Here is a 24,620-nt window from a genome sequence, read left to right on the forward strand (position 1 = left end):
TTGGAGAGCCGCCCTTCATCTGCCGGAGAGGTGGCCGTGAAGGTCGTGCAAGTGGCCGACGGTCCGGGAGGCCCTGCCACCCGGCCAATTGGCGACGCGCGCCGCGGCCAGCCTGTCGATCCGGTCCTGCCGCTTCAGCGCGGACTCGATTGCGGCCCGCGTGCGCTCTCTTCGAATTTCGAGCCAAGCCAGCGGCGTCGCGATGACGAGGCCCGCGAAGGACGCGAGCGCCGCCACCAGCGCGGCAACCACCACCAGCAGTTGCAGGTCGTGCAGGTCGAAAGCGCTGGGATTCACGGTCCCCGCCGGAACAGCGGCCGGAACAGGCGGGGGCGGAAAGGCAAGCTCTATCCAGAACATGCCAAGCGCCAGCATCGTCGCGAACACGAACGTCCAGGCGAAAAATCGCTGGTACCTCTTGCGCACCACCACGGGTGAATCCATTGCGCGCTCTCCGGGCTCGACGGAAGCTCGATGGTGCGAGGTGGCAAGGCGGGTGATGTCAGACAAAGTAAGCACCAACCGCCGGACTGTGTCGAATCACAACATCGCGATAGTCGCCGGCATCGCGCGGCGGCTCTGCTAGAATCCCGCCTCCCCGAAACGCCCTGGCCTCTTTCGGGATCGCCTGCGCAGGCAACGCCGAATCTCACGGCGGCACGTCGAACCAGAGCCACCACGACGAAAAAAACAAACGGTGACTCCTGCATGTGAATGTGCCGTAACGTGGGCCGCGTAAGTGCCCACGGCCAACATCCAAAGCCCGCCTCCGCGCGGGCTTTTTCATGCACTGGGAACAGGCCGCCGCTCGGACCCGTGCGCGCACACGCCGCATGTACTACAAAATGTGTACAACTTTGCCGCGCGTTGTGATGGTTGCGTCAACACCGAGTGGAAGATTCTCCACCGCGGCAGTGGACAAGACTGTGGAAAAGGATGTGCGCATCGCTGCAGACCGTTGCCACGCGGGCGTCACGATGCTGTGCCTGCAAAAGCGACATCTGGCCCTTGGCCTTTCTCCCAAACTACTCCCAAATTACTCCCAACTCGGGGCCTACATTGACACCTGTCAGCCCTGGTTCCTCCAAACCCTCCTTTCATCTGTGAAGGGCTGACCTTGGCCCGCTTCGGCGGGCCTTTTTTTGCCCCAGCGCCAACCGACTCGGCCGCAGGCGTGTGAAATATTCACATTTCTTAACCACTTCTTGTATATTGATACGCCGCTGTACGCCAAAGCCATTAAGGAGCCACGCGATGGACTCGGATTTTCATCTTCGCAAGGTACAAACGCTCAGCCCCAAGGCAGCAAAGATCGCATTGCGGATACTGGACGCTGACCCCAACATTCCTGCCGAATCAATCCTGGCGCTGCGCCCTGCCCTGGTTGAGCGATGCAGCGAATCGCAGTCTTTCGGAACCACCGACTGGATGACGATCGCTGCGATCGAGCGCCCCGCCATCCGTCGCTTCACCGAACGCTTCGAAAGCCGCGAGCAACGCCATGCTCGACTTTGGGTGACGAGTCTTCGCCAGGAGTCGCGGAAAGCCCCTCGTCCGTCGCTTGCCGACAGCGCCTACGGCTCACTTTGACGGGGCATGGCGCAGAAATGCAAAGCGGGCCGCGAGGGGGCCTGCGCTGCTGCCGCCCGGCGAAACATGGTTCGCCTTGTGTTCCGGAAAGCGGGTCGAACCCGCGAGCTCCAGGGCGTCGCACGCACGGCCAGCCACTCGGGGCTGCCCAAGGTTTCAGCGCCCGCGAGGTCGTAGCAGGCGTAATAGCGCGGCGAGCCTGCGGCGTCGATATACCGGGCCGCTCGGACGGTCCCCGGCACGGCAGCCAGTCCGGGCAGATGTTCCTGCGCGTACCAGGCATTGAGGTCGTCCTCGAACTCGGGAAGCACGTCCGTCTCCACAACGTAGTGGTGCGAGGCGACTTGGCCGGCAGAGGCACCCCGCACCTCTTGCAGGCAGGCGAGCCGTCTCCATTCGCTGGCACCACCTGGGGTGAGCGTCGGCGACGCACTCCCCGATCCGTAGAAGTAGATCAAAGGGCCATCCATCGCGTGCCACGTCTGAACTTCAGGCGGCAGCGCGTGGACCGGCGCGAGCGGCTGATCGACCACGGATGCGTCGTACTTGAGAAGCCATAAATCTTGCATTCGCGGCTCCCCGTCAATGTGCGACGTTCAGCGCAACCAGCAGGCGCGACACCATGTTGTAGGCCGCCACGGTCGCCACGACTTCCACCACGCCCTTGGGGTCGAAGTGCTGCTGGATCCGATCCATGAGCTCTTCCGGAACCACGACCTGACGGGTCATGGCATCGGTCAGCTCCAGCACCAGGCGCTCCAGCGGCGCAAACACGTCGGGCAATCCGTCCTGCCGGACGGCGTCGATCTTCTCGGCGCCGACGCCGGCCTTCTGCGCATGCGGCACGTGCGCGTCGTACTCGAATCCGGCGCCGTTGAGGACAGCGACCCGAAGGATCATCAGCTCGCGAAGATCGGCGGGTACGCCGGTCTGGTTGCGAACCGCCGTGAGCATGCGCTCCCAGCCTGAGGCGATCGGCCCGCTGTTGAGGAGCACCTGGTAGAGCAGCGACACGCGGCCGCGCTGCGCCATGATGCGGGACTCGACTTCGGCCAGCTCGGGGCGTGTGCCGGGCTGCACGAGGGGTACGCGGATACGGGCAGTCGTCTTCACTCGGCCTTGATGTTCTTGGCGCGGATCAGCTTCGCCCACTTCTCGGTGTCCCGCTTCTGGATGGTCGCCAGTTCCAGGGGCGTGGATCCGGCAGGCTCGGTGCCCGTCTTCAACAACTTCTCGCGCACGCCTGGGTTGGCCAATGTGTTGCGCACCGCCCTGTTGAGCGCCTCGATGATCTCGGGCGGCGTCTTGGCAGGCGCAAACAGCGCGTACCAGTTGTTGGTGTCGACGCCCTTGATGCCTTGCTCTTCCAGCGTCTTCACGTCCGGCAGCGAAGGATGTCGCTTGCTCGACGCCACGCCCAGCGCCTTGAGCCGTCCACCTTGCAGGTGCCCGAGCAACCCGGGCACATCACCGAAGAATCCGCTGATCTGGCCTCCCATCAGGTCCGTGATGGCCGGCGCTGCGCCTTTGTAGGGGACATGAAGCAGCTTGGCGCCGCTCGAATCGGCCAACTGCTCGATCGCCAGATGCGGAATGCTTCCTGTGCCGGAGGAGCCCATCGGCGTTGGCTCGGCGCGCTTCTTCGTCGCCGCCACGAAGTCGGCCGCATCCTTGGCCGGGCTGGTCTGCTGGGTCACCAGCAACTCGACGTTGTTGACGACCAGCGAGACCGGCGCGAAGTCACGCTGCATGTCGTAGGGGAGCTTCTCGTACAGCGAAGAATTGATCGCAGCCGCGCCGACGCTGGTGAACCATAGCGTGCCGCCGTCCGGGGCCGACTTCATGACATCGACGGCACCGATCGCGCCGTTGGCGCCCGGCTTGTTGTCGACGATGACCGTGCGGCCCAGCTCCTTGCCGAGCTGCTCGGACAGGGTCCGGGCGACCGAGTCGACAGGTCCCCCGGAGGTGAAGGAAACGACGATCCGCGTCGTCTTCGGCTGTGCGTGGACTGCGGGCATCAGCGCGATGGCGAACGCGGCCGTGAGCAGGATGCGTTGAATGGTCATGAATGTCCCCGTCTTGCAATAACTCGAATCTCAGTCGCAGCGCGCGGTCATGCCGCCGTCGACGATCAGTTCGGTGCCGGTGATGAACCGCGCCTCGTCGCTGGCCAGGAACAGCACCGCGCTCGCCGTGTCGCGGCCGTCGCCCATGAAACCGAGTGGAATGCGTTTCTGGCGCTGGGCCAGCAGTGCGTCGACGTCGCCGCCCGCGCGCTGCTTCGCCAGGCGTGTTTCGACCATCGGCGTGTGCAGCTGTCCCGGCACGACGCTATTGACCCTGACCCGCTTGGCCGCGTGCTGGACCGCGATCACGCGCGACATCTGGATGACGCCAGCCTTGGTCGCGGCGTACGCCACCTGCGCACTGCCGGTCCAGCGCAGGCCCGATGTCGAAGAGATGTTGACGATTGAACCCCCGCCCTTCGCCAGCATCGTGGGAAGCACATGCTTGCAGGTCAGAAACACGCTCTTGAGGTTGATGTCGATCTGCAAATCCCATGTCTCTTCGGCCAGCTCCACCGGCCCGCCCGCCGCGGACCCCCCCACGTTGTTGACGAGGATGTCGATCGTCCCGTAGGCGTTCAGGCAGGCAGCCGCCATGGCCGCCACGCTCTCGCTGTTCGTGACGTCGCAGACCCACGGCGTGATCGACGCGCGGGCGGCACCGGCCAGCTCGAGTGTCTCGTCGAGTCGGGCGCCATCGCGATCGACCGCCAAGACCCTGGCGCCCTCCTCGGCGAGGCGCACGGCGATGGCGCGGCCATTCCCCCAGCCAGCGCCGACGCAACCGGCGCCGGTCACGATGGCTACCTTGTTCTCGAATCGCAGGCTCATGTCCTGTCTCCAAATTGATAAAGGCGCTCCGGGTTGCCGACCAGCAGCGCATGGCGCGCGGATTCCGTGGGTGCGATCTCGGCAATGAGGTCGACGAGCTGCTGCTCGTCGGGTACGGGTCCGGCGTGGTTCGGGTGGGGCCAGTCGTTGCCCCATACGACCCGGTCGCCGAACTCGGCGACCAGCGTTCGAGCGAAGGGTTGGGCGTCGGTGTAGGGCGGGCCCAGCCGCGTGATGCGGTCCATTGCGCTCACCTTGACCCAGAAGCGTTCGTCCGCCATCAGCCGGAGCAGCGCCTGGAAGTCCGGCTGGTCAAGACCCAGCGCTGCATCGATGCGACCGATGTGGTCGATCACCACTGTCGTGGGCGAGCGACGCAGCGCGGGCGCCAGGTCCGTGAGCAGCGCGGGATCGCCGTGAATCTGCAGATGCCAGCCGAGCGGCGCGAAGCGGCCCGCCAACGACAGGACCTCCTCGATGGGTGCGTGCCGGCCGAGGTGGCCCATGAAGTTGAAGCGGACGCCACGGAAGCCCGCGGCGTCGAGCCGCTTGAGTTCTGCGTCGCCGACGTCGGTCGGCAGCAGGGCGATCGCGCGGTAGCTCGAGGGCCGCGGCGCGACGGCGTCCTCGGTGGCGCGGTTGTCGAAGCCATGGCAGGCCGACTGCACGACCACGCAGCGTTGCAAGCCGAGTCGGTCGTTCAACGCGTACAGGGCCTCCTTCGGCGCATCTGCTTGGGGAACGAAGGTGGCGTCAGGGGCGTACGGGAAGCGCATGCCGGGCCCGAACACATGGCAGTGGGCGTTGCAGGCCCCCGGGGGAAGGGTTGAGGTCATGAAGGCAGTGTCCCCATCGCAGCTGTCCTCCGTAATGACATCCTTCCTATATCAGCTATGCTTATTGGCTATGGAATTGCGACAACTCCTGTACTTCGTCACCGTGGTCGATGCGGGAAGCTTCAGTCGCGGTGCCGTGGCGCTGGATCTGGCGCAACCCAGTCTGAGCAGGCAGATCGCCTTGCTGGAGGCGGATCTCGGGCAACGGTTGCTGGTGAGAACCGGACGCGGCGTGACCACGACGGACGCAGGGGAAGCCCTGCTCGTTCATGCGCGCGCGATGCTGGAGATCTCCCGTCGCGCCCGGGACGAATTGCGAGAGATGGACGAAAGTCCCGGCGGGCGGATCGTGGTCGGCATGCCGCCGCGGGTGGCGCTGGGCTTGAGCACGGCCCTCATCCAGCGGTTCAGGGAAAAGTTTCCGCGCGCCGTCATCACGGTCCTCGAAGGCCTGAGCGTCGCACTGCGCGAATCCCTGATCGCGGGACGGCTGGATCTGGCGCTGCTCTTCGATCCTGCAGCCTCTCCCCAGCTGGCCTTTCAGCCTCTGATGCGGGAAAAGCTGCTGCTGGTGGCGCCGCCGAAGAGCAAGCTACCAGCCCGTGTCGGATTGTCGGCACTTGCGAACTACCCCATGGTGCTGCCGAGTGCGCCAAATGCGATTCGCCACTTGCTCGACTCCGTCCTGGGGCCGCGTCACATTGAACTCCAGGTGCTCGCAGAGGTGGGAGCCGTCCACACCGTGCTCGCGCTCGTGGCGACCGGGATCGGATGCACGATCCTTCCGGAGAGCGCCCTGGGCGCGACCGGCGACGAAGCCCTGCCACGCGCACCGATCGGGCCGCCCAGCATCTGGAATGTGCTGGTGCTTGCGACACCGATGGCACGTCCGGCAACGCGTCTGATCCGGGGTACTGCGCAAATCCTGCAAGAGCTGGACTTCCGGCGTCGCTAAACGCCATCTCACTTTGGCGCCAAAGCAAATGAAGCGGCGGCAGGGCCGCTAGCAGCCGCTCGCGGTCGGCTAAAGTTTGCCCGCAAGCAGACAGAACGGACTGGCCTGGCCAGCCCTCATGTCAAACGTTAAGCATCTCGGAACTACCATGGTCACCTGCTACCTGCGCTATGTCATCGATCCGTTCAAGCTCAAGGAGTTCGAGCACTACGGAAAGATCTGGATTCCTCTCGTCGAGAAGTTTGGAGGGCAGCACCATGGCTACTTTTTGCCCTCGGAAGGCGCGAACAACATTGCGCTGGCTATGTTCACGTTCCCAAGTCTTGCGGCATACGAGGAATATCGCGCGTTGTCTGCCACAGACCCAGAGTGCCAAGCTGCGTTCAAGTATGCGCAGGACACTCGCTGCATCCTCAGCTATGAACGCAGCTTTTTCAGGCCTGTATTCAAATGAATCGGCCTAACCAAGCGTTGCAGTGGACCGCCTTTGGCTTCCGCTGGACTCATTCGTTAAGCAACCACTTTTGCCCTTCCATTTGAATCCACGATAGGCACCGCGTTCATCCAACGCGATCAGGCGACTGTTGGAGATCGCCACGCGATGGGTGTAGCGAGACAGGTAGGCCAGCACCGCCTCGGGTCCGGCGAAGGGGCGCTTCGCATGGACGACCCATTCCACTCAACCTATCGTTTCGCCCAGCAAGGCGACTTGTGGTCCCCACGTGTCCGAAAGCGCAAATCCATCAGCACCGCTGAGGTTCATGGTGATTTCCTCGAGACGCGGGGTTGCGAATCAAAAGAGCCGGCACAAGCGGAATGCCTCGTAGATGGAGGCGTGGATGTCGCGCGAAGCATGCGCATCGCCGATCCGATAGAGCTCGAAGCACTTGCCGGGTCCGGCCGCGGGCCAAGCCTGCGGAACACCCTTGGCGAACTTGTCCAGATCCAGTTCCCCGTCATTGACCGATGCGGGCTTCAGGTCATCGTAGACATCGCACACCGGGAGCACGCCCAGTTCCACCACCACGTGGTCCGCCTCGAGCGCAATGGTTGCGCCGGTCAACTCGTGCACGAATGCTGCGCGGCGCCGACCCGATACGGCCGACACACTGATCAGCCTGAGATCGTGGCGGACATGAACGCCCAGCTCGGTCAGCTTGCGGCGCCACACGATGTCGTCTCCTCGTCCGCCCAGTTCCATGCCGAGCTGGCCATCCAGTGTGACCAGGGTCACCTGACGGCCGGCGAGCGCATGGCGTTCGGCGCAAACATAGGCGTTGTGGCGTCCGGTCCCGTCATAGACCAGTACCTCGCCGCCGGAAGGTGGCTGCTGGGTCAGCGCGTCCACCACCGAAAGACAGCGCTCATGGCCCTCAAGTTCATCGAGCCACGGGATGCCTCCCGTCGCGACAATCACGGTGTCGGGCTCCAGCCCGGTAACATCGGCAGCGTCCGCGTAGCTGTTGAGTCTGATGTCCACGCCGAGGCGAGTCAGGGCGTCCACCCGCCACTGGATCACGCCGAGGATGTCCTTGCGCCATGACGCAAGCGCCGCCAGCAGCACCTGGCCGCCAGGCCGCGATCCGGCCTCGAGCAGGACGACCTCGTGTCCGCGCAGTGCGGCCACCCGGGCCGCCTCCAGTCCCGCGGGACCCGCGCCCACGACAACCACTTTCCTGCATGGACCGGGCGAGCGATCAACTTCGTGAGGCAGCCAGGTCTCCCGCCCCGTGGACGGGTTGTGGATGCATGCGGTCTCATGACTGCGGCAGAACGAGGCACCCACACAGGGGCGCACTTCGTGCTCCCGGCCTTCCATCAGCTTTCGAACCAGGTGCGGGTCGGCCATGTGGGCGCGCGTCATCCCAACCAGGTCGAGCAGACCTTCGCTGATCGCATAGCGCGCGGTGGCCAGATCGGCGATCTTGGCCGCATGAAAGACCGGCAGCCTCACCTCCTTCTTGAACGCGGCCGCCTTTTGCAGCCAGGGCGACGAGGGCATCGACATGGTCGGCATGTTGTCGGTGATCAGGGCTTGGGCAGTGTCCATGCGCCCGTAGACCACATTGAAGAAATCGAAGAGCCCGGAGCGTTCGAGAATGCCGGCGGCGCGAACGCTCTCCTCGAAATCCAGTCCGTCCTCGATGGCATAGCGGATCCCGACGACGAAATCCTCGCCGACCTGTTTTCGAATCTCCTCGTGCACCCTCAGGATGAACCGGCAGCGGTTTTCCAGCGAACCGCCGTATCTGTCGGTTCGCACGTTGACCGATGGGCTCAGGAACTGCCCAAGCAGATGGCCGCCCGCCAGCGTTTCCAGCCCGTCCAGGCCTGCCTGCCGGCAGCGCGATGCCGCCTGCCCGAAATAGCGGATCACCCGGTGGATGTCCCGCTCCGTCATTTCACGCGGAATGCTGCGATGCAATGTTTCGCGCCTGGCAGATGGCGCGATGGTCGGCAACCAGGCGCCTTCATACGGGCTCCCGCGTCGGCCCATGTGAGTGAGCTGGCACATGAGTGCCGTGCCATGGGCGTGCATCCGCGCGGAAAACTGCTGGAGATGGGGAACCACCTCGTCGACGCCCATGTTGATCTGCCGGAAGACACTCGGGCTGTCGATGCCGACGTTGGACGAGCCGCCGAACATGCTCATCGCGATCCCGCCAATGGCTTTTTCTTCGTGGTACCGCTGATAGCGTTCCCGGGGAAAGTCACCCTCCGTCAGGCCGCTGGCGTGGCTGGTGCTGATGATGCGGTTCTTGAGGATGACCCTCTTGATGGCGAACGGGGTCAGCAGCGGGTCCTGTCGCCGCACCGATTTCTCATCATCAACGGAGTGGGCAAACAGCTGCACATCCTCTCCTTATCGCGCTCGGTTGAGTCCGCCCTGCATGGACATTGTGTAATCGAACACGAGGCCGGTTCATTTACATCTTAGGCAGATATCGCTAACATGATGTTATGGAAGCGCAGCAGACGATACGCTCCGCCAATGCCTTGCGCGTGTTTGAAGCCGCCGCACGCTGTGCGAACTTCACGCTCGCCGCCTCCGAGCTCCACGTGACGCCCGTGGCGGTCAGTCGCATGGTGAGCCGGCTCGAAGACACCTTGGGCATTCGTTTGTTCACGCGCTCTCGGCTGGGCGTTCAACTCACTGAAGAAGGTGAGGTCTTGCATTCGGCGGTGTCGGCCGGCTTCAGCCAGATGGAGACGGCGCTGCGCGAGATCAGGCGCCGCCGTGCAGATCGGGGCACTGTCACGCTGTCGTTGTCGAGCGCGTTCATCTCCCACTGGTTGATGCCGCGCTACGCACGTTTTCAACAGGCCGTCCCGCACATCAACCTGCGCTTCGAGGTGATCAGCGGCGTTCTCCGTGGCGATGTCGACGAGGTGGACCTGGGACTGCGCTTGTACGACCCCACGAGGAAGTGGCAGAGCTGGGAGTTCTTTCCGGAAGTGGTGCTCCCGGTCTGCAGCCCGGAATACCTGCATCGGGTGGGTGCCGTCGGTGAATCTGCCGATGTGAGCCAGCACACCCTGATCCATCTGACCACGACAACCATGGATTGGGAAGAATACGGGGCTCGCACCGGCCTGGACTGCCGGCGCCCCGGCAACTCCCTCAGCTTCTCCGATTCGGCACTCGTGCTGCAGGCCGCCTTGCTCGGTCAAGGGATTGCGCTCGGTTGGGTGTCGGCGGTGTCCGGTGCGCTGCGCGAGGGCCTTCTGGTGCCGGCCTCCAGCCGCCTGATCCGCACCGAAAAGGAGTACCGGCTGGTGGCAAGGCCCGGGTCGATTCGACAAGAAGTGCGCCGCGTGCTGGATTGGCTCGTCAGCGAAATGCGCGAAGACGTTGCGACCATCACGCAGCAGTACGCATTGTTCCGGGACACTTGACCGACGTGTGCATCGCCCCCCACTGCTGCCTGCCAGCAGGTGTCGAATGTGACCTAACGCCAGTCTTCGGCCCTTCGAAGCGGCACCTGTACTTCGGCTGCGCGCGCCCTCAGCTGACCGCACCCGCCGTCGACATCCTGGCCAGCCGAATAGCGCAGCTTCGTCAGAATGCCCCGCTGGTGCAGCGTGCGAGCAATCTGTTCGCAGCGCTCCCACGACGGTCGACTGAACGCCACGCCCTCCACCGCGTTGAAGGGGATCATGTTCAGCACGCCGTACTTGCCGGAGAGCAGTCTGACGATGCCTTCAATCTCCTCTTCCCCATCGTTCACACCTTCCAGCAGCGTCCACTGGTACTGAATCGGGTAGCCGGTGGCCCGGGCATAGCGTTCGGATGCGGTCACCAGTTCCTCGGGGGTCATGTTCGGCGCGCGCGGAAGGAGCTCTCTGCGCAGCTCAGCCTTGGTCGTGTGCAACGAGAGTGCCAGCGCAGGTCTGACGCTTCCCTGGTGCAGCCTCTCGAACACGCGTGGATCGCCCACGGTGGAGAACACCAGGTTCTTGTGGCCGATGTTGCCCGCCGTGCCGAGCAGGTCGATCGCCTCCATCACGTTGTCCAGGTTATGGGCCGGTTCGCCCATGCCCATGAACACGACCTTGCGTACCGGCCGGCGCAGGCGCGCGAGGGCGACCTGGGCAATGATCTCGGCGCTTCCCAGTTGGCGCAGCAATCCCTCGCGGCCCGTCATGCAGAACTGGCACCCGACGGCGCACCCGACCTGCGACGAGATGCACAGACCGTCCCGAGGCAGCAACACACTCTCCACGGTCTGACCGTCCGCGAGGGCAACGAGCAGCCGCTCGGAACCATCGGCGCCGGGATGGACCGCGTGGATGCGCGCCAGTCCCGCAAGCTCAGCTTCAATGGACGGCAGGGCAGCCAGCAGCGACGACGGAAAAAAGCTCTCTGGTCGACGCTTGCCGCTGTTTCGGGGTAGAGCATGGGACCACAGCCGCAAGATCCGGTGCTCGTGGATGGGGCCCGCTCCGGCTTCCCGCAGTCGCCGTTTTAGTTCGTGGATTCGCATGCACTGCCTAGGGCAAATGGACTCCTGGACACATCAGTGATCCAGTCGTGCTGGCGTCCAGGACGTACAGAGTGATGGTCGACATGCGACAGATTGTGCACGGCAGCTCGAGTGGGGTTCATGCGGCGCGGGTCGCCCACGTCGCGCTCAGCAGCAATAGGAATCCGGCCACGGCAGCCAGCCCATGGACGATGACAAGCCACTTCGGCAGCGGCAACTGCTTCCGGTGGTAGTTCAGGTTGAGGACGGCACCCCCCGCTGCCGCCAGGAGAAAGAGAACAAGCGCGCCGAAGGCGGTCGCAGGCAGGCCCTACGGTCGCTGCCGCGTAAAGCAGCAAGGTCACGGCCGCGGCGGCCAAGAACCTACTCTGACCCACCGTTGAAACGAAAAAGCCCTGGCTGTTTCCAGTCAGGGCAAGAAGGTCGGTGGTCGACCTTGGAGAACGGTATCTCCCTTAGGCTTTCCAACTGAGCCCAAGTTCCCAACGTCTCCCTGGCCGGACGCTTGTTGCTCGACGCCATGGCCCTGGCAAGTCTGCACAACGAAGAAGCGAAAGTCGAAGGTTCTTCATGGTGACCAGCTGGCCACACCTGGACCGGGAGTTCGATTGTGCAGCGACAATCCGCGGATGGCCCAAGGCAAGCGCATCTCGGCAGACATTGGTGGCGACGCCCTGCAGGCGATCAAGGACATGGGTGCCGCGGCCAAGCTGGCCCGCACCAGTGCCGGCGACGGCCAAGCCGCCGCTGCCGCCCGATTGGGCGTGCACGTCCAGACGATCGCCCGGATTGAATCAGGTGAACCAGGCGTCGCGATCGGGCACGTGCTGGGCATGCTTGCGCTCTACGGCATCGCAACGAAGTTGCAGCCGCCAGACAGCGGCCAGCTCGCATCCTGAGTTGTTCCGACTGCTGAGCGCAGGGTACGTAACGTCTGTCTATGGGGCCTCTCTCGCGGCCCTCAACCTCGCAGCGCGCCAGTTGCCCCCATGGAAGACGTGCGAACGCCCCGACCATAATCGGGCAAAGCTTCCTTCGATGTCCTCCGCATCCCACTCCCTTTGGTCCCCGTTGCGTCTGCCCGCATTCCGGGGCCTGTGGACCGGCAGCGCGATCTATTTCACCGGAAACGCCATGCAGGTCATGGCGGCTTCATGGCTCATGGTGGAGCTCACGGGCTCCTCTTTCCTCGCAGCGTTGGTGCAGACCGCCGTGTTCCTGCCAATGTTCCTGCTGGCACTGCCGGCCGGCGTGCTGGCCGACACCACGGACCGGCGGCGGCTGATCCTGAATGCGCTGGCCGTTCAGGTGGCCGTCGTCGTTGTCCTGTCCCTGCTCGCATTGGGAGGGTGGGCGGGACCGGCGACCTTGCTGCTGTTCACCTTTGCCGCCGGCTGCTGCACGGCGCTGCTGTCACCAGCCTGGAACACCAGCGTGGCGGACACAGTGCCACGCGAGGACATGCCGCAGGCCATCACGGCGATGTCGATCGCCTGGAACAGCGCGCGGGCATTGGGGCCGTCGGTCGCGGGCTTCATATTCGCATGGCTCGGTGCGGGCTGGGTGTTCGTGGTCGCGGTGGTGAGCGCACTGGTGATGATGCAAGCGGTGCGGCGCTGGCCCCCTGCCCCGCACGCCCAGTCGCCCCTGCCGGCGGAGCGCCTCTGGAGCGGCACCGTCGCGGGTCTGCGCTATGCAAGGCACTCGCCGACGATCCTGGCTCAGTTGCTGCGCACCGTCGCCTACAGCGGCGCGGGCTCGGCGCTGTGGGCGCTGTTGCCGGCCATCGCGGCGCAACAACTGAAGTTGGGCGCCGCCGGATTCGGCTTCCTCATGGGATGCCTGGGCACAGGCGCGGTTGCTGCAGGCCTGGTACTGGGCAAGTTGCGTGCGCGCCTGGGGCTCGAGCGCCTCGTCGCCCTGGGGTGTATGGTCTTCGCAGCCGTGATGCTCATCGCTGCGTTCGTGCGCATTCCCACCGTGGTATTCGTGGCACTTGCCATCGGCGGCGCCGCCTGGATGGCGGTCATGGCCACCTTCAACACCGCCACGCAGTCGAGCGCGCCGCCGTGGGTCCGTTCGCGCGCGGTGGCACTGCACACGGTCAGCGCGCTGGGCTCGTTCGCCATCGGCTCGGCATTCTGGGGCGCGGTTTCAGGCATCCTGGGGCTGGCGATCGCCTTGAGCATCGCAGCCCTCGCCATGGCAGCAGGCATCTTTCTCTCCCGCTGGCTGCCGCTGCGGATGGGCGCTTCGCCGGAGATCACGCCCGTCGCGCTCTGGGAGGATCTTTTCGTCAAGGATCAGCCTCTCCCGGACGATGGCCCGGTGTCGGTGGAGATCGGCTATCGCATCCGCGCCGGCGAAGCCGAGGAGTTCTTGAACGCCGTGACCCAGCTGCGCGCCTCGCGGCGCCGCGACGGCGCCACCCTATGGCGCGTCTATCGCGACCTCGGCGATCCGTCGCGCTATGTCGAGCGATTCATCGTCGCCTCCTGGGCCGACTACCTGCACCAGCGCGCCCGGGCCACGCTGGCCGACCAGGAGGTGGAGGCTCGTGTACGGATGTTCCTGCGCGACGGCGAGGCGGTGACGACCCAGCACTACATCGCTGAGCGGTGAAATCGTATTCGCGAGCGGCTGGCTTGCAGCGGGAGCGGACGTTGACGAAGGCAAGCCCACGCTCGACTGGAATTCAACATTCCAGGTGTGATGTTCGGCGGCCGGTACGACGGCTCTCCCATCATCGTGAAGGACGGTACCCAGCCGCCTTTGGGCCGCCAAGCGCGCCCTCCTCCGGGTCGGATGCGTTTTCCTGCAGCCATTCCATGAAGCTGGCCACTTCCTTGCGCTGCAGGTGACGGGAAGGGCACACCAGGAAATGGGCCTGCACCTTCAAGCACCAGCGCGGGTCGAAGACCTTCACCAAGCGGCCCTGATGAAGGTGGCCTGCCGCGATCGACGAGCTGTCCAACGCCACACCAAGCCCCTGCACCGCGGCATCCAGCGCCATGGAAGTGCGATCGAAGCGGTAGGCGAACTGCCCCGCCGAGAATTCGATCTTGCGGCTGCGGAACCAGTCCCCCCACTGCACGACGTTGACCACCGACTGGATGAGCGGGACGTGCAGCAAGTCCTCGGGTGTCCGGAGTCGATGCCGCTCGATGAAATCGCGGCTCGCCATCGGCTGGATGCATTCCTCGAACACCGACCGGACATGGAGGTGCGGCCAGTTCGGAATGCCGTAGCGTATGTCGATGTCGACCTGTCCGCTCGAAAAGTCCGAATGCACGACGGAAGACGACAGCGATAGCGCAATCCCCGGGTGGGCCTGCGCGAAGTCCGCGAGCCTGGGCATGAGCCACAGACTCGCGAAGCTCGGTGCCGCGTGCACATGCAGAGCGTTGCGTACGCCCTTGCGCACGTTGTCCGTTGCAGCGCTGATCGCGTCCAGCGCGACTGACACGCGAGCCATGTATTCGCGGCCTGCATCGGTCAGCGAAATGCTGCGCACCGAGCGCTCGAACAGTCGTACGTCGAGAAGCTGTTCGAGCTTGGCGATCTGGTGGCTCACTGCCGAGGGCGTCAGATGGAGTTCGAGCGCCGCCGCGCTGAAGCTCGTGCGACGCGCTGCGGCCTCGAAGGCGAGAAGACAACTCAAAGGAGGAAACGACGATCGCATCGGGTTAACCCTGTATGACGGCAATTCACTCATCGCTGAAGAAGTGTCGTTTGTCTTCATGCGTGGTGATGTCCATAGTTACCCCACTCGCACATCACTCACCACGGAGACAATTCATGCTGCTTACCGATCGCGTCGCCCTCATCACCGGTGGCGCCGGCCTCAATGGCCTGGGATTCGCCACTGCGCGCCTGCTCGCGTCGCAGGGCGCCCGCGTCGTCATCACTGACCTCGAAGCCGCCGCGCCGGCGCAGGTCGCCGCCACGCTCGGCGACGAGCACCTGGGGCTGGTTGCCAACGTGACGATCAAGTCGGAAGTCGATGCCGCGGTCGCACGCGTTCTCGATCGGTTCGGGCGCATCGACATCCTCGTCAACAACGCCGGCATCACCCAGCCGCGCAAGACGATCGACATCAGCGGCGCCGACTACGACGCCGTGATGGACGTCAGCCTGCGCGGCACGCTGCTGTTCTCCCAAGCTGCCATTCCCGTCATGCAGCGCCAGGGCAGCGGTTCGATCATCTGCATCTCTTCCGTTTCCGCTCAGCGCGGCGGCGGCATTCTCGGCGGCCCGCACTATTCGGCGGCCAAGGCCGGCGTGCTCGGGCTGGCGCGTGCGATGGCACGCGAACTCGGCGCGGATGGCATCCGCGTCAACTCGATCACCCCCGGCCTGATCGGCACCGACATCAGCAAGGGCAAGTTGACCGAAGAGCGCAAGGCGCAGATCGCCGGCGAAATCCCGCTCGGCCGGATCGGCGTCGCCGCGGACGTCGCCGGCGCCTGCCTCTTCCTCGCCAGCGACCTGTCGAGCTATTGCACCGGCATCACGCTCGACGTGAATGGCGGCATGTTGATTCACTGATCCATCCCCATCACTACACCGGAGACAAAACCATGAAGCGCAGGAATATCGCCGTTCTCGTCGGCGCACTGATCACCACCGGAAGCCTCGCCTTCGCGCAGGCGCCCATCAAGCTCACCTTCGGCCACGGTGCGGCGCCGGGCAATCCGCGGCACGACGCGGCCGTGAAGTTCGCCGAGACGGTGAAGGCCAAGACCAACGGCCGCTTCGACATCCAGGTCGCCCATTCCGCGCAGCTTGGCGACGACGCCGCCATGATCACTGCGCTACGCTCGGGCACGCTCGACATGTCGGCCAACAGCCAGGGTGCGATGGCCAACGTGGTACCCGAATATGCCGCGCTGGGCCTGCCCTTCCTGTTCACCGACATCCAGAAGGCCTGGCAACTGCTCGACGGCCCGATCGGCGAGGACCTGGCCAAGCGCACGGCCGCCAAGGGCATGGTCGTGCTGGGCTTCTGGGACAACGGCATCCGCCACGTCAGCAACAGCAAGCGGCCGATCAAGACGCCGGCGGACATCAAGGGCCTGAAGATCCGCACCCCGCCCGATTCGATGACCATGGACATCATGCAGGCGCTCGGCGCGGACCCGCAGCAGATCAAGTTTTCCGAGCTGTACGTGGCGCTCCAGCAGGGCGTGGTCGACGGCCAGGAGAACCCCCTGACAAACATCGCGTCGGCCAAGCTGTACGAAGTGCAGAAATACCTTTCGCTCACCGGCCACAAGTACGAGGCCAATCCCTTCGTGATGGGCAAGCGTTCATGGGAGAAGTTGAGCACCGCGGACCAGAAGGTCTTCATGGAAGCCGCTGCCGAAGCGACGCAGATGCAGCGCAAGCTCTCCAAGGAAGCCGACGAGAAGTTGGCCACCGAACTGAAGTCCAAGGGCGTGCAGATCGACGCGGTGGACCGCAAGGCCTTCATCGAGGCGACGAAGCCGGTCTACACCAAGTGGGCTGCAGGCCCGGCTGGCGACTTCGTCAAGCGCGTGGTCCAGCAAGCGCAATAAGCCACCCAGGCAGGCGAATGAAGCGGCGCCAGGCAAGGCGCTGCGATGGTGCCTGTCGTCCACGAAAACCGCGACTGCGTCCTGGCGCGTCCTTCACGAGGGCAATTTCATGTCTTTCCTTCAATTCATCGACCGATGCGTCGGCGCAGCGTGTCGTGGCGTTCTGTACATCACGCTGAGCGTCGTGTTCGCGATCCTGAGCGTCAATGTCGGGCTGCGCTATGTCGCGGGCACCAGCCTCGCCTCGGCGTCCGAGCTGCCCGAGCTGATGTTCCCGTGGCTCATCATGGCCGGCGTGGTGCTGGCGGCCCAGCAGGGCTCGCACATCGCGGTGGTCATCCTCACGCAAAAGCTCGGCGCCGCGCGCCGCTGGGTGCTGGCGGGCGGCTCGCTGGCCGTGGCGGCGCTCTACGCATCGCTGGCGGCTGCCGCCTGGCCCCTGATGGAGATCGCGGCCGACGAACGCAGCCCCATGCTGCAAGTGCCCGGCTCGGTGAGTGTCTGGGCTCTGATGCTGGGCTTCGCACTGCTCAGCCTGGTGACGCTGTGCAAGTTGCCCACGCTCTGGGCCGGCTCCCCCCCGCAGGGGTTCGATGCCGTCGAGGCCGTCGCTCACGGAGCCTAGCCATGACCGCACTCATCATTCTGCTGTTCATCGTCGTCGCGCTGCTGTCGATCCCCATCGCGCACGCGCTGGTCCTCGCCTCCGTCGGCGGACTTCTCATCATTGACAAGGTGCCCGTGCACCTGGCAGTCGAGCAGATGCTCGCCCAGACGCAGAGCTTTCCGCTGATCGCGATTCCCTTCTTCATGATGACCGGCGCGCTGATGGTCAGCGGCCGGCTCGGTCAGAGCCTGGTCAGCCTGCTGTCGATGATGATCGGCCGTGTCCACGGCGGTCCCGCGCAGGTCGGTGTGCTGTCGTCGACCATCTTCGGCGGCGTCTCCGGCTCGGCCGTGGCCGATGCCTCGGCGATCGGCTCGATGCTGATCCCGTGGCTCAAGAAGCTGGGCTATCCGGCACCCTTCGCGGCCGGCACGCTGGCTGCGGCCGCGACCATCGACATCCTGATCCCGCCGTCCATCCCGATGATCGTGTATGCCCTGGTCTCGGGTGCATCGATCGGGGCGCTGTTCGTAGCGGGCATCCTGCCCGGCCTGCTGATGTGCGCGGGCTTCATGGCGGTGTGCTACGTGCAGGGCCGGCGCCGCAACTTTCCGCGCGATACGACGCCGTTCCAGTGGCCTGCGTTCTGGCGCTTGCTCGCCCACGCGGCGCCCGCGCTGGCAATGCCGGTGCTGATCATCGTTTTCCTGCGCTTCGGCATCGCGACGCCGACGGAGGTGAGCGTGATGTCCACGCTGTACGCCCTGGTCGTCTCAGGCCTGGTCTATCGGGATCTCACGCTGGCCAAGATCAAACACGCGGCGATCGAAGCCGGGATCTCCACCGGCGTGGTGCTGCTGATCATCATGGCCTCGAGCGTCGTCGGCTGGATCGTGACCTACGAACAGCTGCCTGCCGAGTTCACACGCTTCGCGAAGGAAACGCTGCAGTCGCCCTGGCTGATCATCCTGGCGATGAACCTGATCATGCTGGCCACCGGCATGTTCATCGATCTGCCCGCGGCCGTGCTGCTCCTCACGCCGATGTTCGTTCCGCTCGCCGCCGCGGTCGGCATGGACACGGTGCAGCTGGGGATCATGATGATCGTCAACCTCTCGATCGGGCTCTACCACCCGCCGATCGGCACCACGCTGTTCATCACCAGCACCATCGCGAAGGTGCGCATCGGCGACGTGGTGAAGGAACTGATTCCCTTCTATGCCGTTGCGATCGGCCTGCTGATCGGCTTCGCCTATCTGCCCTGGCTCACGATTCGCTGAACCCGCTCTCGCTCCACTCTCATCTCAAAGGACCATTCATGTCTGATCCATCGACTCTTTCCGAGCGTGCCTACCGCATTCGGCGCTATGCGCTGCGGATGGGTGAAGTGCAGGGGCAAGGCTACATCGGCCAGGCCCTGGGCTATGCCGACGTGCTGGCCGTGGCCTATGGCCACGCCATGAAGTACCGCCCGGAAGACCCGCAATGGGAATCGCGCGACCGCTTCCTGCTCTCGCACGGCCACTACGCCATCGCCTTCTACGCGGCGTTGATCGAGGCGGGGATCATCCCCGAGGACGAACTCGAGACCTATGGCAGCGACGACAGTCGCCTTCCCATGTCGGGCATGGCGACCTACACGCCTGGCATGGAGATGTCCGGCGGATCGCTCGGCCAAGGGCTGCCGATCGCGGTCGGAATGGCGCTCGGCCTGCGCCAGAAGCGCAACCCCGCCTTCGTCTACAACTCGATGTCGGACGGGGAGCTGGACGAAGGCTCGACCTGGGAAGGGGCGATGGCGGCTGCGCACCACCAGCTGTCGAACCTCATCTGCCTGGTCGATATCAACAACCAGCAGGCCGACGGTCCGTCAGGCAAGGTGCTCGGGTTCGAGCCGCTGGCCGACAAGTGGACTGCCTTCGGCTGGCATGTGCAGCGGGTCGACGGCAACGACCTGCCCGCGGTCGTCGCGGCGTTCGACGTCGCGCGCGCGCTGAGCGACGCCAAGCCACGCGTCATCCTCGTCGACACGCTGATGGGCAAGGGCGTGCCCTTTCTCGAGCAGCGCGAGAAGAACCATTTCATCCGCGTCGATCCGCCGGAATGGCAGCAAGCGATCGACCATCTCGACCAGGCGCAACACGAAGGAGCCGTTTGATGAACACCACGACCGACAAGAAGCCGCGGCTGACCACATCGGCGATGATTGCCTCGATTGCCGGCGAGGGCCAGCGCGTCAAGGCGGCCCCGTTCGGCAAGGCCTTGGTGGAACTGGCGCGAGAGCGCCCCGACATCGTCGGCATGACGGCCGATCTCGCCAAGTACACGGACCTGCACCTGTTCGCCCAGGCGTACCCCGAGCGGTTCTTCCAGATGGGGATGGCCGAGCAGTTGCTGATGGGCGCCGCCGGCGGGATGGCCAAGGAGGGCTTCATTCCCTTTGCGACCACCTATGCAGTGTTCGGCACGCGCCGCGCCTACGATTTCGTGCACCAGGTGATCGCGGAAGAGAAGCTCAACGTCAAGATGTGCTGCGCGCTGCCGGGGCTCACCACCGGCTACGGACCCAGCCACCAGGCGACAGAGGACCTCGCGATGATGCGAGGCATTCCAGGCATGACCATCATCGACCCTTGCGATGCGCTGGACATCGAGCAGGCCGCGCCGCAGATCGCAGCACATCCGGGGCCGGTGTACATGCGCCTGCTGCGCGGCAGCGTGCCGCTCGTGCTCGACGAGTACGACTACAAGTTCGAGCTCGGCAAGGCCAAGCTGCTGCGCGATGGCAAGGACGTGCTCATCATTGCGAGCGGGTTCATGACGATGCGTTCCTTGGAGGTAGCCAAGCAGCTGCGTGCCGACAACGTGGATGTCGCGGTGCTCCATGTGCCCACGATCAAGCCGTTGGACGAGGCGACGATTCTGTCCGAGGTCAAACGATCGGACCGTGTGGTGGTCGCCGCCGAGAACCATTCGGTCATTGGAGGTCTTGGTGAGGCTCTGGCGAGCCTTCTGCTTCGCTCCGGTGTCACGCCGACATTCCGGCACGTCGCGCTGCCTGATGCATTTCTTGATGCGGGCGCATTGCCGACGCTCCATGATCGCTATGGCATCTCGGCGACTACCATGGCCGAGCGCATACGCGCCTGGATATAACCGTGAGCGGATGTGTGGCGCAACACGATGGTGCTGGCGCCCTTGGCGCGGTTGTTCTTCAAGCGCCGGCACTGTGGCCAGCAAGTCCGGCACGGGCACGCGTATCCATAGTCGTCATTGCAGCGAAAGCCGTCTTTGCCGGCAGAATGCTCAACTTCACCCATCGCGCCCAGTAGCAATGCGGAGGTTCCCAATGAACGGCGATCGGCTTTCGCACGGCCTGTGGGAGGCCTCGGCGCCGCTGGCGCCGAAGACGCAACCGCTGACGCAGCGGATAACGGTCGACGTCGCGATCATCGGCGGGGGGTATACCGGATCATCGGCGGCACTTCACCTCGCCGAGGGCGGCGCGAGCGCCGCGGTGCTCGAGGCGTTCGACATCGGCTTTGGCGCCTCCGGCAGGAACGTGGGCCTCGTGAATGCCGGCATGTGGGTCATGCCATCCGTGCTGCTGGGTGAGCTCGGCAAGTCGCACGGCCAGCGCCTGCTGGGCATGCTGGGCAATGGGCCTTCCATCGTTTTCGATCTGATTGCCCGCCATGGCATCGAGTGCGAGGCCGTCCACAACGGAACGTTGCATTGCGCAGCGGGTAAACGCGGCGTCGCCGAGATTGCCGAGCGCGCGCGCCAGTGGCTGGAACTCGGCGCCCCGGTGGAAGTCCTCGATGCGCAGCGGACCCTGGAACTCACCGGAACTCGGGCCTATCCGGCTTCGTTGCTGGACCGCCGGGCCGGCACCGTCCAACCGCTCGCCTATGTGCGAGGCCTGGCCGATGCCGCACTGCGTGCGGGTGCGCGCATCCACACGCAGACGCGCGTGACAGCGGCCGAGCGCGTCGGGTCCCAGTGGCAATTGGCAACGAGCAGCGGCGGAATGGTGTCCGCGAGATGGGTCATCGTCGCCACCGATGCTTACACCGGGAGCGACGGGCCGTGGCCCGGCATCCAGGCAGAGCAGGTGCGATTGCCCTATTTCAACTTCGCCACGGCGCCGCTGCCGCGGGCAAGCGCAGAAAGCATCCTGCCCGAACGCCAAGGCGCATGGGATACACGCCAGGTTCTGTCCTCGTTCCGTCTCGACGCCGCGGGGCGGCTCGTCTTCGGCAGCGTCGGCGCTTTGCGGGGCATGGGACGGGAGATCCACCACGACTGGGCGCGACGCGCGCTCGCCAGGATCTTTCCGCAGCTGAAGGACGTGCCGTTCGAGCATGAGTGGTATGGAACGATCGGCATGACGAGCAACGCCCTCCCCCGATTTCACGAGCTTGACCACAACGTGGTTTCGTTCAACGGTTTCAATGGCCGGGGTATCGCACCGGGAACGGTGTTCGGCAGGGAACTCGCGAAGCTCGTGCTGGGCGCGGTCCGCCGCGATGACCTGCCGTTGCCGGTGACACAAGTGGCCCCCACGCTGTGGCGCAACGCGAAGGCGCTGGGCTATGAAGCGGGCGCCCGCGCATTCCACTTGGTAGACGCGCGGATCTAAGGATCACCCAGGAGTTCGTGCAGGCTGCTGTTGAGACGGGCTAGGCCGCCTGCACGGCAGCGAGCCAGAGCTGCGCTCCTTGCTGCGGCATCGACGCCCAGGTCACGTTGTAGGTACCGGCCACGCTCACCTGCCTGACGGCAACGGCGCACTGCACCAATGCACCAGAGGCCAGTACCGAATCGACCACCGTGAAGCCGCTGTCGGGCACGGCCGTCTTGTCCAGGTCGACACCTGCATCGCCCCACCACCATGCGACGAGCAGCGCAGGGCCGGTGGTGGTGACACTGGCGCTGGTCAAGGGCTGGCCAGACAGCACCTCGCGCCACTGCACATCGCGCACGAAGCCGCCTCCGGTGATCTCGACAACGCTCAGGGTCGTTTCGTCGGTGACTTTAGGCTTCACCACGGTGACCGCGTGGCCGCCCATGCCCCGGGCCTGCTCGCAGGCATACAAGGCCGTCCCTGAGTTTGGCCAGAGGGTGTAGGTGTGCGCCACATCGAGCTGAACGAAGGCATTGCCCACGTTGTCCGTCGGCGCGATGGCAGAAAGCAAACCCCGCCCGACGCAGGCCAACAGGGTGCTTCCGGTCGTGCGCGTGGACATGCCGGAAGTGGACAGCGATGAGGACGACACGCCGTCACGGTTGAAGTCGAGCACGTGGGCGCCGAGGGCTGGCGCCGTTGGAGCAGGTGCAGGTGCAGGTGCAGGTGCAGGTGCGGGTGCGGGTGCAGGAGCGGCTGCAATTGCAGCTGCAGCTACTGTTGTCTGGGCGCCGGAGCCTCCGCCGCAGGCCGTGAGCGCTGCACTTCCAGATGCCATGCTGACCATCGCAAGCGCCCACATACGGCGCAACAGGCCGCGGCGCTCGTTCAGCAGTGCAAGTGCCTCACTGTCGGAGGGTTCATTCATGGAGGCACCCCGTTCTCTTCGGCCTCCGATTGTGAAACACCGCGGTCTGCGAACCAACCCACATCCGCCGCCCAGGTGTTACCGACAGTCAGTTGCCGACGAATTCGAACCTGAGCTTCTCAAGCTTCGCGTCCCTTCAGGCGAATGCCCTGTGCCTGGCGTTCGATGTGTTGGTCGCTGGAGCGCGTGCTTGCTGGCGAGGTTGAGCTGAGCGGCGCGCCTTCACTTCAGCAGGTGGCCGAGAGGCCGCGGAGTTTGGTGGGCAACGCCGCGGTGCGCTTCCTATGGGCACTTGGGCGCACAGACGAGATGGTTCTTGCCGAGAAAGCGCCGCGAAGTCATCCCGGTGCGAAGAACGAACTTCCCGCACTTGAAGCAGGACATCATGGCTTCGGCGCGCGGCGTGGTGATGATGGAGCCTGGGGCCTTCTTGACGTAGCGCAGGCCATCCTGCGTGAGTTGGGTGTTGGACATGCGGCATTTTACCCGGACGCAATTTGACACAGATGCCTTGAGAGAACCAGGCTTCCCCCGGAAAAGGAGCCTTCACCAGTCACCACGACAGGCGGAGAAGGACATGTTGAACTTCGGAAGGCGTTATGCCGCATCGCGGATCTTGAAGAGCCTGATCATGAACAAGGTGCTGGTGCCGGAGTTCTCACAGCGTGCTGCGGCGAACCATCCCCAGATGGTGGTCTTCTCGTCGGACCTGATCGGCCAGGGCATCAATATGTACGGCTACTGGGAGTTTGAGGAACTCGAGGTCCTCGCGCAGTGGCTCAAGGCGAACGGCCACGTAGGCGGTGCGATGCTCGACGTCGGCGCGAACATCGGCAACCACAGCATCTTCATGTCGCGGTACTTCGAAGCCGTTCACGCGATCGAGCCGAACCCCAGGTCGTACGAGGTCCTTGCCCTCAACGCAAACTTGGCAGAAAACATTCACTGCCACCAGGTTGCAGCATCGGACACAAACGGGACGCTGCGCTTCGAGCAGGAGGCGGGAAATATTGGAGGCACGTACGTGCTTCCAGAGGGCTGGCAGCCCACAGGAAAGGCGATGGAGTTGCCCTGCCGCCGGCTTGACGAGGAAGTGGCGGACGTGCGCGACATTCGGCTCGTCAAGATCGACGTCGAAGGCCACGAATATGCGGCAATCCAGGGAATGAAGGGCATTCTGGACCGCGACTCGCCCATATTGGTCTTCGAGCAGCACTTCGGCGAGTTCGTGGATGGCAAGTCGAAGGTAGTGGAACTGCTGCGCAGCTATGGCTACACGGAGTTCCATTCCATCGATCGCATACCCTCAACGCACAATGCGGGGAAGCTCGGAAAGCTCTGGTTCTTCGCATGCTCGCTGCTGCGGGGCATGCGCATTGAAGTTCGCCCCCTCGATGAGGTGCCGCCCGGGTTCTACGAGATGCTGATCGCGCGCAAGCCGTTGCTTGCGGAGAAGACATAGGCTCGGCCTATGGACATATCCACATTTCGCATTTTTCAGCCACCGCGGCAACCAGGAAACTTGCGTCACAGGGTCGGTCAAGGGCCCCGAACGCATTCCATCAGAAACAAGTCCGCTCATGTCCGACCGCGACAACACCCTGGCGCATGGCACGAATCACCGACGGACTACC

At 64.6% G+C, this 24,620-nt stretch carries 25 protein-coding genes and 1 pseudogene; 14 read left to right on the top strand and 12 right to left on the bottom strand.

Going from position 1 to position 24,620, the window contains the following annotated elements; translation table 11 throughout:
* Positions 1–15 precede the first annotated feature (15 nt).
* Positions 16–444, bottom strand: coding sequence for a hypothetical protein (locus ACSQ89_RS21825; protein ID WP_093106098.1), 429 nt, complete (start codon positions 442–444; stop codon positions 16–18).
* Between the two features lie 810 nt (positions 445–1,254).
* On the opposite strand from ACSQ89_RS21825, the gene ACSQ89_RS21830 reads away from it, so the two are divergent.
* Entirely contained in the window at positions 1,255–1,590 is a 336-nt protein-coding gene (locus tag ACSQ89_RS21830) for a hypothetical protein (protein ID WP_436294958.1), read from the top strand.
* Here ACSQ89_RS21830 and ACSQ89_RS21835 read toward each other — a convergent pair.
* Genes ACSQ89_RS21835 through ACSQ89_RS21855 form a run of 5 tightly spaced genes read right to left on the bottom strand, consistent with a single transcriptional unit; the run spans position 1,575 to position 5,326 of the window.
* Complete coding sequence (locus ACSQ89_RS21835) at positions 1,575–2,159, bottom strand: hypothetical protein (protein ID WP_436294957.1); 585 nt, start codon at positions 2,157–2,159, stop codon at positions 1,575–1,577. The genes ACSQ89_RS21830 and ACSQ89_RS21835 overlap by 16 nt on opposite strands.
* A gap of 13 nt (positions 2,160–2,172) precedes the next feature.
* Positions 2,173–2,685 carry a carboxymuconolactone decarboxylase family protein gene (locus tag ACSQ89_RS21840; RefSeq protein ID WP_436295009.1) on the bottom strand — a complete coding sequence of 171 codons (513 nt, stop codon included), beginning with the start codon at positions 2,683–2,685 and terminating at the stop codon, positions 2,173–2,175.
* Positions 2,686–2,699: 14 nt separating this feature from the next.
* The gene (locus tag ACSQ89_RS21845) at positions 2,700–3,659 is read right to left on the bottom strand and encodes a Bug family tripartite tricarboxylate transporter substrate binding protein (protein ID WP_436294956.1); all 960 of its coding nucleotides are present in this window, start codon (positions 3,657–3,659) and stop codon (positions 2,700–2,702) included.
* Positions 3,660–3,689: 30 nt separating this feature from the next.
* A complete protein-coding gene (locus ACSQ89_RS21850) occupies positions 3,690–4,490 on the bottom strand; it encodes an SDR family NAD(P)-dependent oxidoreductase (protein ID WP_436294955.1) in 801 nt (266 codons plus the stop codon).
* Entirely contained in the window at positions 4,487–5,326 is an 840-nt protein-coding gene (locus tag ACSQ89_RS21855; RefSeq protein WP_436294954.1) for an amidohydrolase family protein, read from the bottom strand. The genes ACSQ89_RS21850 and ACSQ89_RS21855 overlap by 4 nt, the downstream gene beginning before the upstream one ends.
* A gap of 70 nt (positions 5,327–5,396) precedes the next feature.
* Between ACSQ89_RS21855 and ACSQ89_RS21860 the strand changes: the two genes are divergently transcribed.
* Together ACSQ89_RS21860 and ACSQ89_RS21865 are read left to right on the top strand one after the other, a co-directional pair.
* Entirely contained in the window at positions 5,397–6,281 is an 885-nt protein-coding gene (locus ACSQ89_RS21860) for a LysR substrate-binding domain-containing protein (RefSeq protein ID WP_436294953.1), read from the top strand.
* A 148-nt stretch (positions 6,282–6,429) separates the two neighbouring features.
* Positions 6,430–6,735, top strand: a complete 306-nt coding sequence (locus ACSQ89_RS21865; protein WP_093106076.1) for an NIPSNAP family protein — start codon at positions 6,430–6,432, stop codon at positions 6,733–6,735.
* A gap of 75 nt (positions 6,736–6,810) precedes the next feature.
* Here ACSQ89_RS21865 and ACSQ89_RS21870 read toward each other — a convergent pair.
* Together ACSQ89_RS21870 and ACSQ89_RS21875 are read right to left on the bottom strand one after the other, a co-directional pair.
* Positions 6,811–6,957 (bottom strand): annotated as a pseudogene (locus ACSQ89_RS21870) (transposase); the annotation flags it as partial.
* A gap of 117 nt (positions 6,958–7,074) precedes the next feature.
* Positions 7,075–9,135, bottom strand: coding sequence for an FAD-dependent oxidoreductase (locus ACSQ89_RS21875; RefSeq protein ID WP_436295838.1), 2,061 nt, complete (start codon positions 9,133–9,135; stop codon positions 7,075–7,077).
* Positions 9,136–9,242: 107 nt separating this feature from the next.
* On the opposite strand from ACSQ89_RS21875, the gene ACSQ89_RS21880 reads away from it, so the two are divergent.
* The gene (locus tag ACSQ89_RS21880; protein ID WP_093106074.1) at positions 9,243–10,178 is read left to right on the top strand and encodes a LysR substrate-binding domain-containing protein; all 936 of its coding nucleotides are present in this window, start codon (positions 9,243–9,245) and stop codon (positions 10,176–10,178) included.
* Between the two features lie 53 nt (positions 10,179–10,231).
* On the opposite strand, the gene ACSQ89_RS21885 is transcribed toward ACSQ89_RS21880, so the two are convergent.
* Complete coding sequence (locus tag ACSQ89_RS21885; protein ID WP_436295839.1) at positions 10,232–11,266, bottom strand: RNA methyltransferase; 1,035 nt, start codon at positions 11,264–11,266, stop codon at positions 10,232–10,234.
* A 629-nt stretch (positions 11,267–11,895) separates the two neighbouring features.
* Here ACSQ89_RS21885 and ACSQ89_RS21890 point away from each other — a divergent pair.
* Together ACSQ89_RS21890 and ACSQ89_RS21895 are read left to right on the top strand one after the other, a co-directional pair.
* Positions 11,896–12,165 (top strand): helix-turn-helix domain-containing protein, encoded by a 270-nt coding sequence (locus ACSQ89_RS21890; protein ID WP_093106066.1) that lies wholly within the window; start codon positions 11,896–11,898, stop codon positions 12,163–12,165.
* Positions 12,166–12,337: 172 nt separating this feature from the next.
* Positions 12,338–13,888, top strand: a complete 1,551-nt coding sequence (locus ACSQ89_RS21895; protein ID WP_436296383.1) for an MFS transporter — start codon at positions 12,338–12,340, stop codon at positions 13,886–13,888.
* A gap of 121 nt (positions 13,889–14,009) precedes the next feature.
* Here ACSQ89_RS21895 and ACSQ89_RS21900 read toward each other — a convergent pair whose 3' ends face one another.
* Positions 14,010–14,948: a LysR substrate-binding domain-containing protein gene (locus ACSQ89_RS21900; RefSeq protein ID WP_436296384.1), complete on the bottom strand. Its 939-nt coding sequence runs from the start codon at positions 14,946–14,948 to the stop codon at positions 14,010–14,012.
* A 116-nt stretch (positions 14,949–15,064) separates the two neighbouring features.
* On the opposite strand from ACSQ89_RS21900, the gene ACSQ89_RS21905 reads away from it, so the two are divergent.
* From ACSQ89_RS21905 to ACSQ89_RS21935, 7 genes are all read left to right on the top strand, one after another.
* A complete protein-coding gene (locus ACSQ89_RS21905) occupies positions 15,065–15,814 on the top strand; it encodes an SDR family NAD(P)-dependent oxidoreductase (protein WP_093106059.1) in 750 nt (249 codons plus the stop codon).
* 32 nt (positions 15,815–15,846) lie between these two features.
* A complete protein-coding gene (locus tag ACSQ89_RS21910; RefSeq protein WP_093106056.1) occupies positions 15,847–16,824 on the top strand; it encodes a TRAP transporter substrate-binding protein in 978 nt (325 codons plus the stop codon).
* Positions 16,825–16,933: 109 nt separating this feature from the next.
* On the top strand, positions 16,934–17,449 hold the full coding sequence (locus ACSQ89_RS21915; protein ID WP_093106053.1) for a TRAP transporter small permease: 516 nt from the start codon (positions 16,934–16,936) through the stop codon (positions 17,447–17,449).
* A 2-nt stretch (positions 17,450–17,451) separates the two neighbouring features.
* Positions 17,452–18,711 (top strand): TRAP transporter large permease, encoded by a 1,260-nt coding sequence (locus tag ACSQ89_RS21920; protein WP_436295842.1) that lies wholly within the window; start codon positions 17,452–17,454, stop codon positions 18,709–18,711.
* 38 nt (positions 18,712–18,749) lie between these two features.
* A complete protein-coding gene (locus tag ACSQ89_RS21925; RefSeq protein WP_093106048.1) occupies positions 18,750–19,589 on the top strand; it encodes a transketolase in 840 nt (279 codons plus the stop codon).
* The gene (locus tag ACSQ89_RS21930) at positions 19,589–20,587 is read left to right on the top strand and encodes a transketolase family protein (RefSeq protein WP_436296385.1); all 999 of its coding nucleotides are present in this window, start codon (positions 19,589–19,591) and stop codon (positions 20,585–20,587) included. Before ACSQ89_RS21925 ends, ACSQ89_RS21930 begins: the two co-directional genes overlap by 1 nt.
* A 193-nt stretch (positions 20,588–20,780) precedes the next feature.
* Positions 20,781–22,073 (top strand): NAD(P)/FAD-dependent oxidoreductase, encoded by a 1,293-nt coding sequence (locus tag ACSQ89_RS21935; RefSeq protein WP_436295844.1) that lies wholly within the window; start codon positions 20,781–20,783, stop codon positions 22,071–22,073.
* Between the two features lie 40 nt (positions 22,074–22,113).
* Here the strand turns inward: ACSQ89_RS21935 and ACSQ89_RS21940 are convergent, their stop codons facing one another.
* Positions 22,114–22,986: a hypothetical protein gene (locus tag ACSQ89_RS21940; protein ID WP_436296386.1), complete on the bottom strand. Its 873-nt coding sequence runs from the start codon at positions 22,984–22,986 to the stop codon at positions 22,114–22,116.
* A gap of 282 nt (positions 22,987–23,268) precedes the next feature.
* Entirely contained in the window at positions 23,269–23,460 is a 192-nt protein-coding gene (locus tag ACSQ89_RS21945; protein WP_093106038.1) for a hypothetical protein, read from the bottom strand.
* A 157-nt stretch (positions 23,461–23,617) separates the two neighbouring features.
* Between ACSQ89_RS21945 and ACSQ89_RS21950 the strand changes: the two genes are divergently transcribed.
* Entirely contained in the window at positions 23,618–24,448 is an 831-nt protein-coding gene (locus tag ACSQ89_RS21950; RefSeq protein ID WP_436296387.1) for an FkbM family methyltransferase, read from the top strand.
* Positions 24,449–24,620 lie beyond the last annotated feature (172 nt).

Source organism: Variovorax sp. LjRoot175, from assembly GCF_964253805.1.
Lineage (GTDB): Bacteria > Pseudomonadota > Gammaproteobacteria > Burkholderiales > Burkholderiaceae_C > Variovorax.

Excerpts from the sequence above, each read along its gene's own strand:
- ACSQ89_RS21900 (WP_436296384.1), bottom strand. The coding sequence starts at position 14,948 with ATGCGATCGTCGTTTCCTCCTTTGAGTTGTCTTCTCGCCTTCGAGGCC.
- ACSQ89_RS21890 (WP_093106066.1), top strand. The coding sequence starts at position 11,896 with ATGGCCCAAGGCAAGCGCATCTCGGCAGACATTGGTGGCGACGCCCTG.
- ACSQ89_RS21845 (WP_436294956.1), bottom strand. The coding sequence starts at position 3,659 with ATGACCATTCAACGCATCCTGCTCACGGCCGCGTTCGCCATCGCGCTG.
- ACSQ89_RS21860 (WP_436294953.1), top strand. The coding sequence starts at position 5,397 with ATGGAATTGCGACAACTCCTGTACTTCGTCACCGTGGTCGATGCGGGA.
- ACSQ89_RS21910 (WP_093106056.1), top strand. The coding sequence starts at position 15,847 with ATGAAGCGCAGGAATATCGCCGTTCTCGTCGGCGCACTGATCACCACC.
- ACSQ89_RS21950 (WP_436296387.1), top strand. The coding sequence starts at position 23,618 with ATGAACAAGGTGCTGGTGCCGGAGTTCTCACAGCGTGCTGCGGCGAAC.
- ACSQ89_RS21855 (WP_436294954.1), bottom strand. The coding sequence starts at position 5,326 with ATGACCTCAACCCTTCCCCCGGGGGCCTGCAACGCCCACTGCCATGTG.
- ACSQ89_RS21925 (WP_093106048.1), top strand. The coding sequence starts at position 18,750 with ATGTCTGATCCATCGACTCTTTCCGAGCGTGCCTACCGCATTCGGCGC.
- ACSQ89_RS21905 (WP_093106059.1), top strand. The coding sequence starts at position 15,065 with ATGCTGCTTACCGATCGCGTCGCCCTCATCACCGGTGGCGCCGGCCTC.
- ACSQ89_RS21920 (WP_436295842.1), top strand. The coding sequence starts at position 17,452 with ATGACCGCACTCATCATTCTGCTGTTCATCGTCGTCGCGCTGCTGTCG.
- ACSQ89_RS21885 (WP_436295839.1), bottom strand. The coding sequence starts at position 11,266 with ATGCGAATCCACGAACTAAAACGGCGACTGCGGGAAGCCGGAGCGGGC.
- ACSQ89_RS21930 (WP_436296385.1), top strand. The coding sequence starts at position 19,589 with ATGAACACCACGACCGACAAGAAGCCGCGGCTGACCACATCGGCGATG.
- ACSQ89_RS21935 (WP_436295844.1), top strand. The coding sequence starts at position 20,781 with ATGAACGGCGATCGGCTTTCGCACGGCCTGTGGGAGGCCTCGGCGCCG.
- ACSQ89_RS21835 (WP_436294957.1), bottom strand. The coding sequence starts at position 2,159 with ATGCAAGATTTATGGCTTCTCAAGTACGACGCATCCGTGGTCGATCAG.
- ACSQ89_RS21915 (WP_093106053.1), top strand. The coding sequence starts at position 16,934 with ATGTCTTTCCTTCAATTCATCGACCGATGCGTCGGCGCAGCGTGTCGT.
- ACSQ89_RS21850 (WP_436294955.1), bottom strand. The coding sequence starts at position 4,490 with ATGAGCCTGCGATTCGAGAACAAGGTAGCCATCGTGACCGGCGCCGGT.
- ACSQ89_RS21880 (WP_093106074.1), top strand. The coding sequence starts at position 9,243 with ATGGAAGCGCAGCAGACGATACGCTCCGCCAATGCCTTGCGCGTGTTT.
- ACSQ89_RS21945 (WP_093106038.1), bottom strand. The coding sequence starts at position 23,460 with ATGTCCAACACCCAACTCACGCAGGATGGCCTGCGCTACGTCAAGAAG.
- ACSQ89_RS21830 (WP_436294958.1), top strand. The coding sequence starts at position 1,255 with ATGGACTCGGATTTTCATCTTCGCAAGGTACAAACGCTCAGCCCCAAG.
- ACSQ89_RS21940 (WP_436296386.1), bottom strand. The coding sequence starts at position 22,986 with ATGAATGAACCCTCCGACAGTGAGGCACTTGCACTGCTGAACGAGCGC.
- ACSQ89_RS21825 (WP_093106098.1), bottom strand. The coding sequence starts at position 444 with ATGGATTCACCCGTGGTGGTGCGCAAGAGGTACCAGCGATTTTTCGCC.
- ACSQ89_RS21865 (WP_093106076.1), top strand. The coding sequence starts at position 6,430 with ATGGTCACCTGCTACCTGCGCTATGTCATCGATCCGTTCAAGCTCAAG.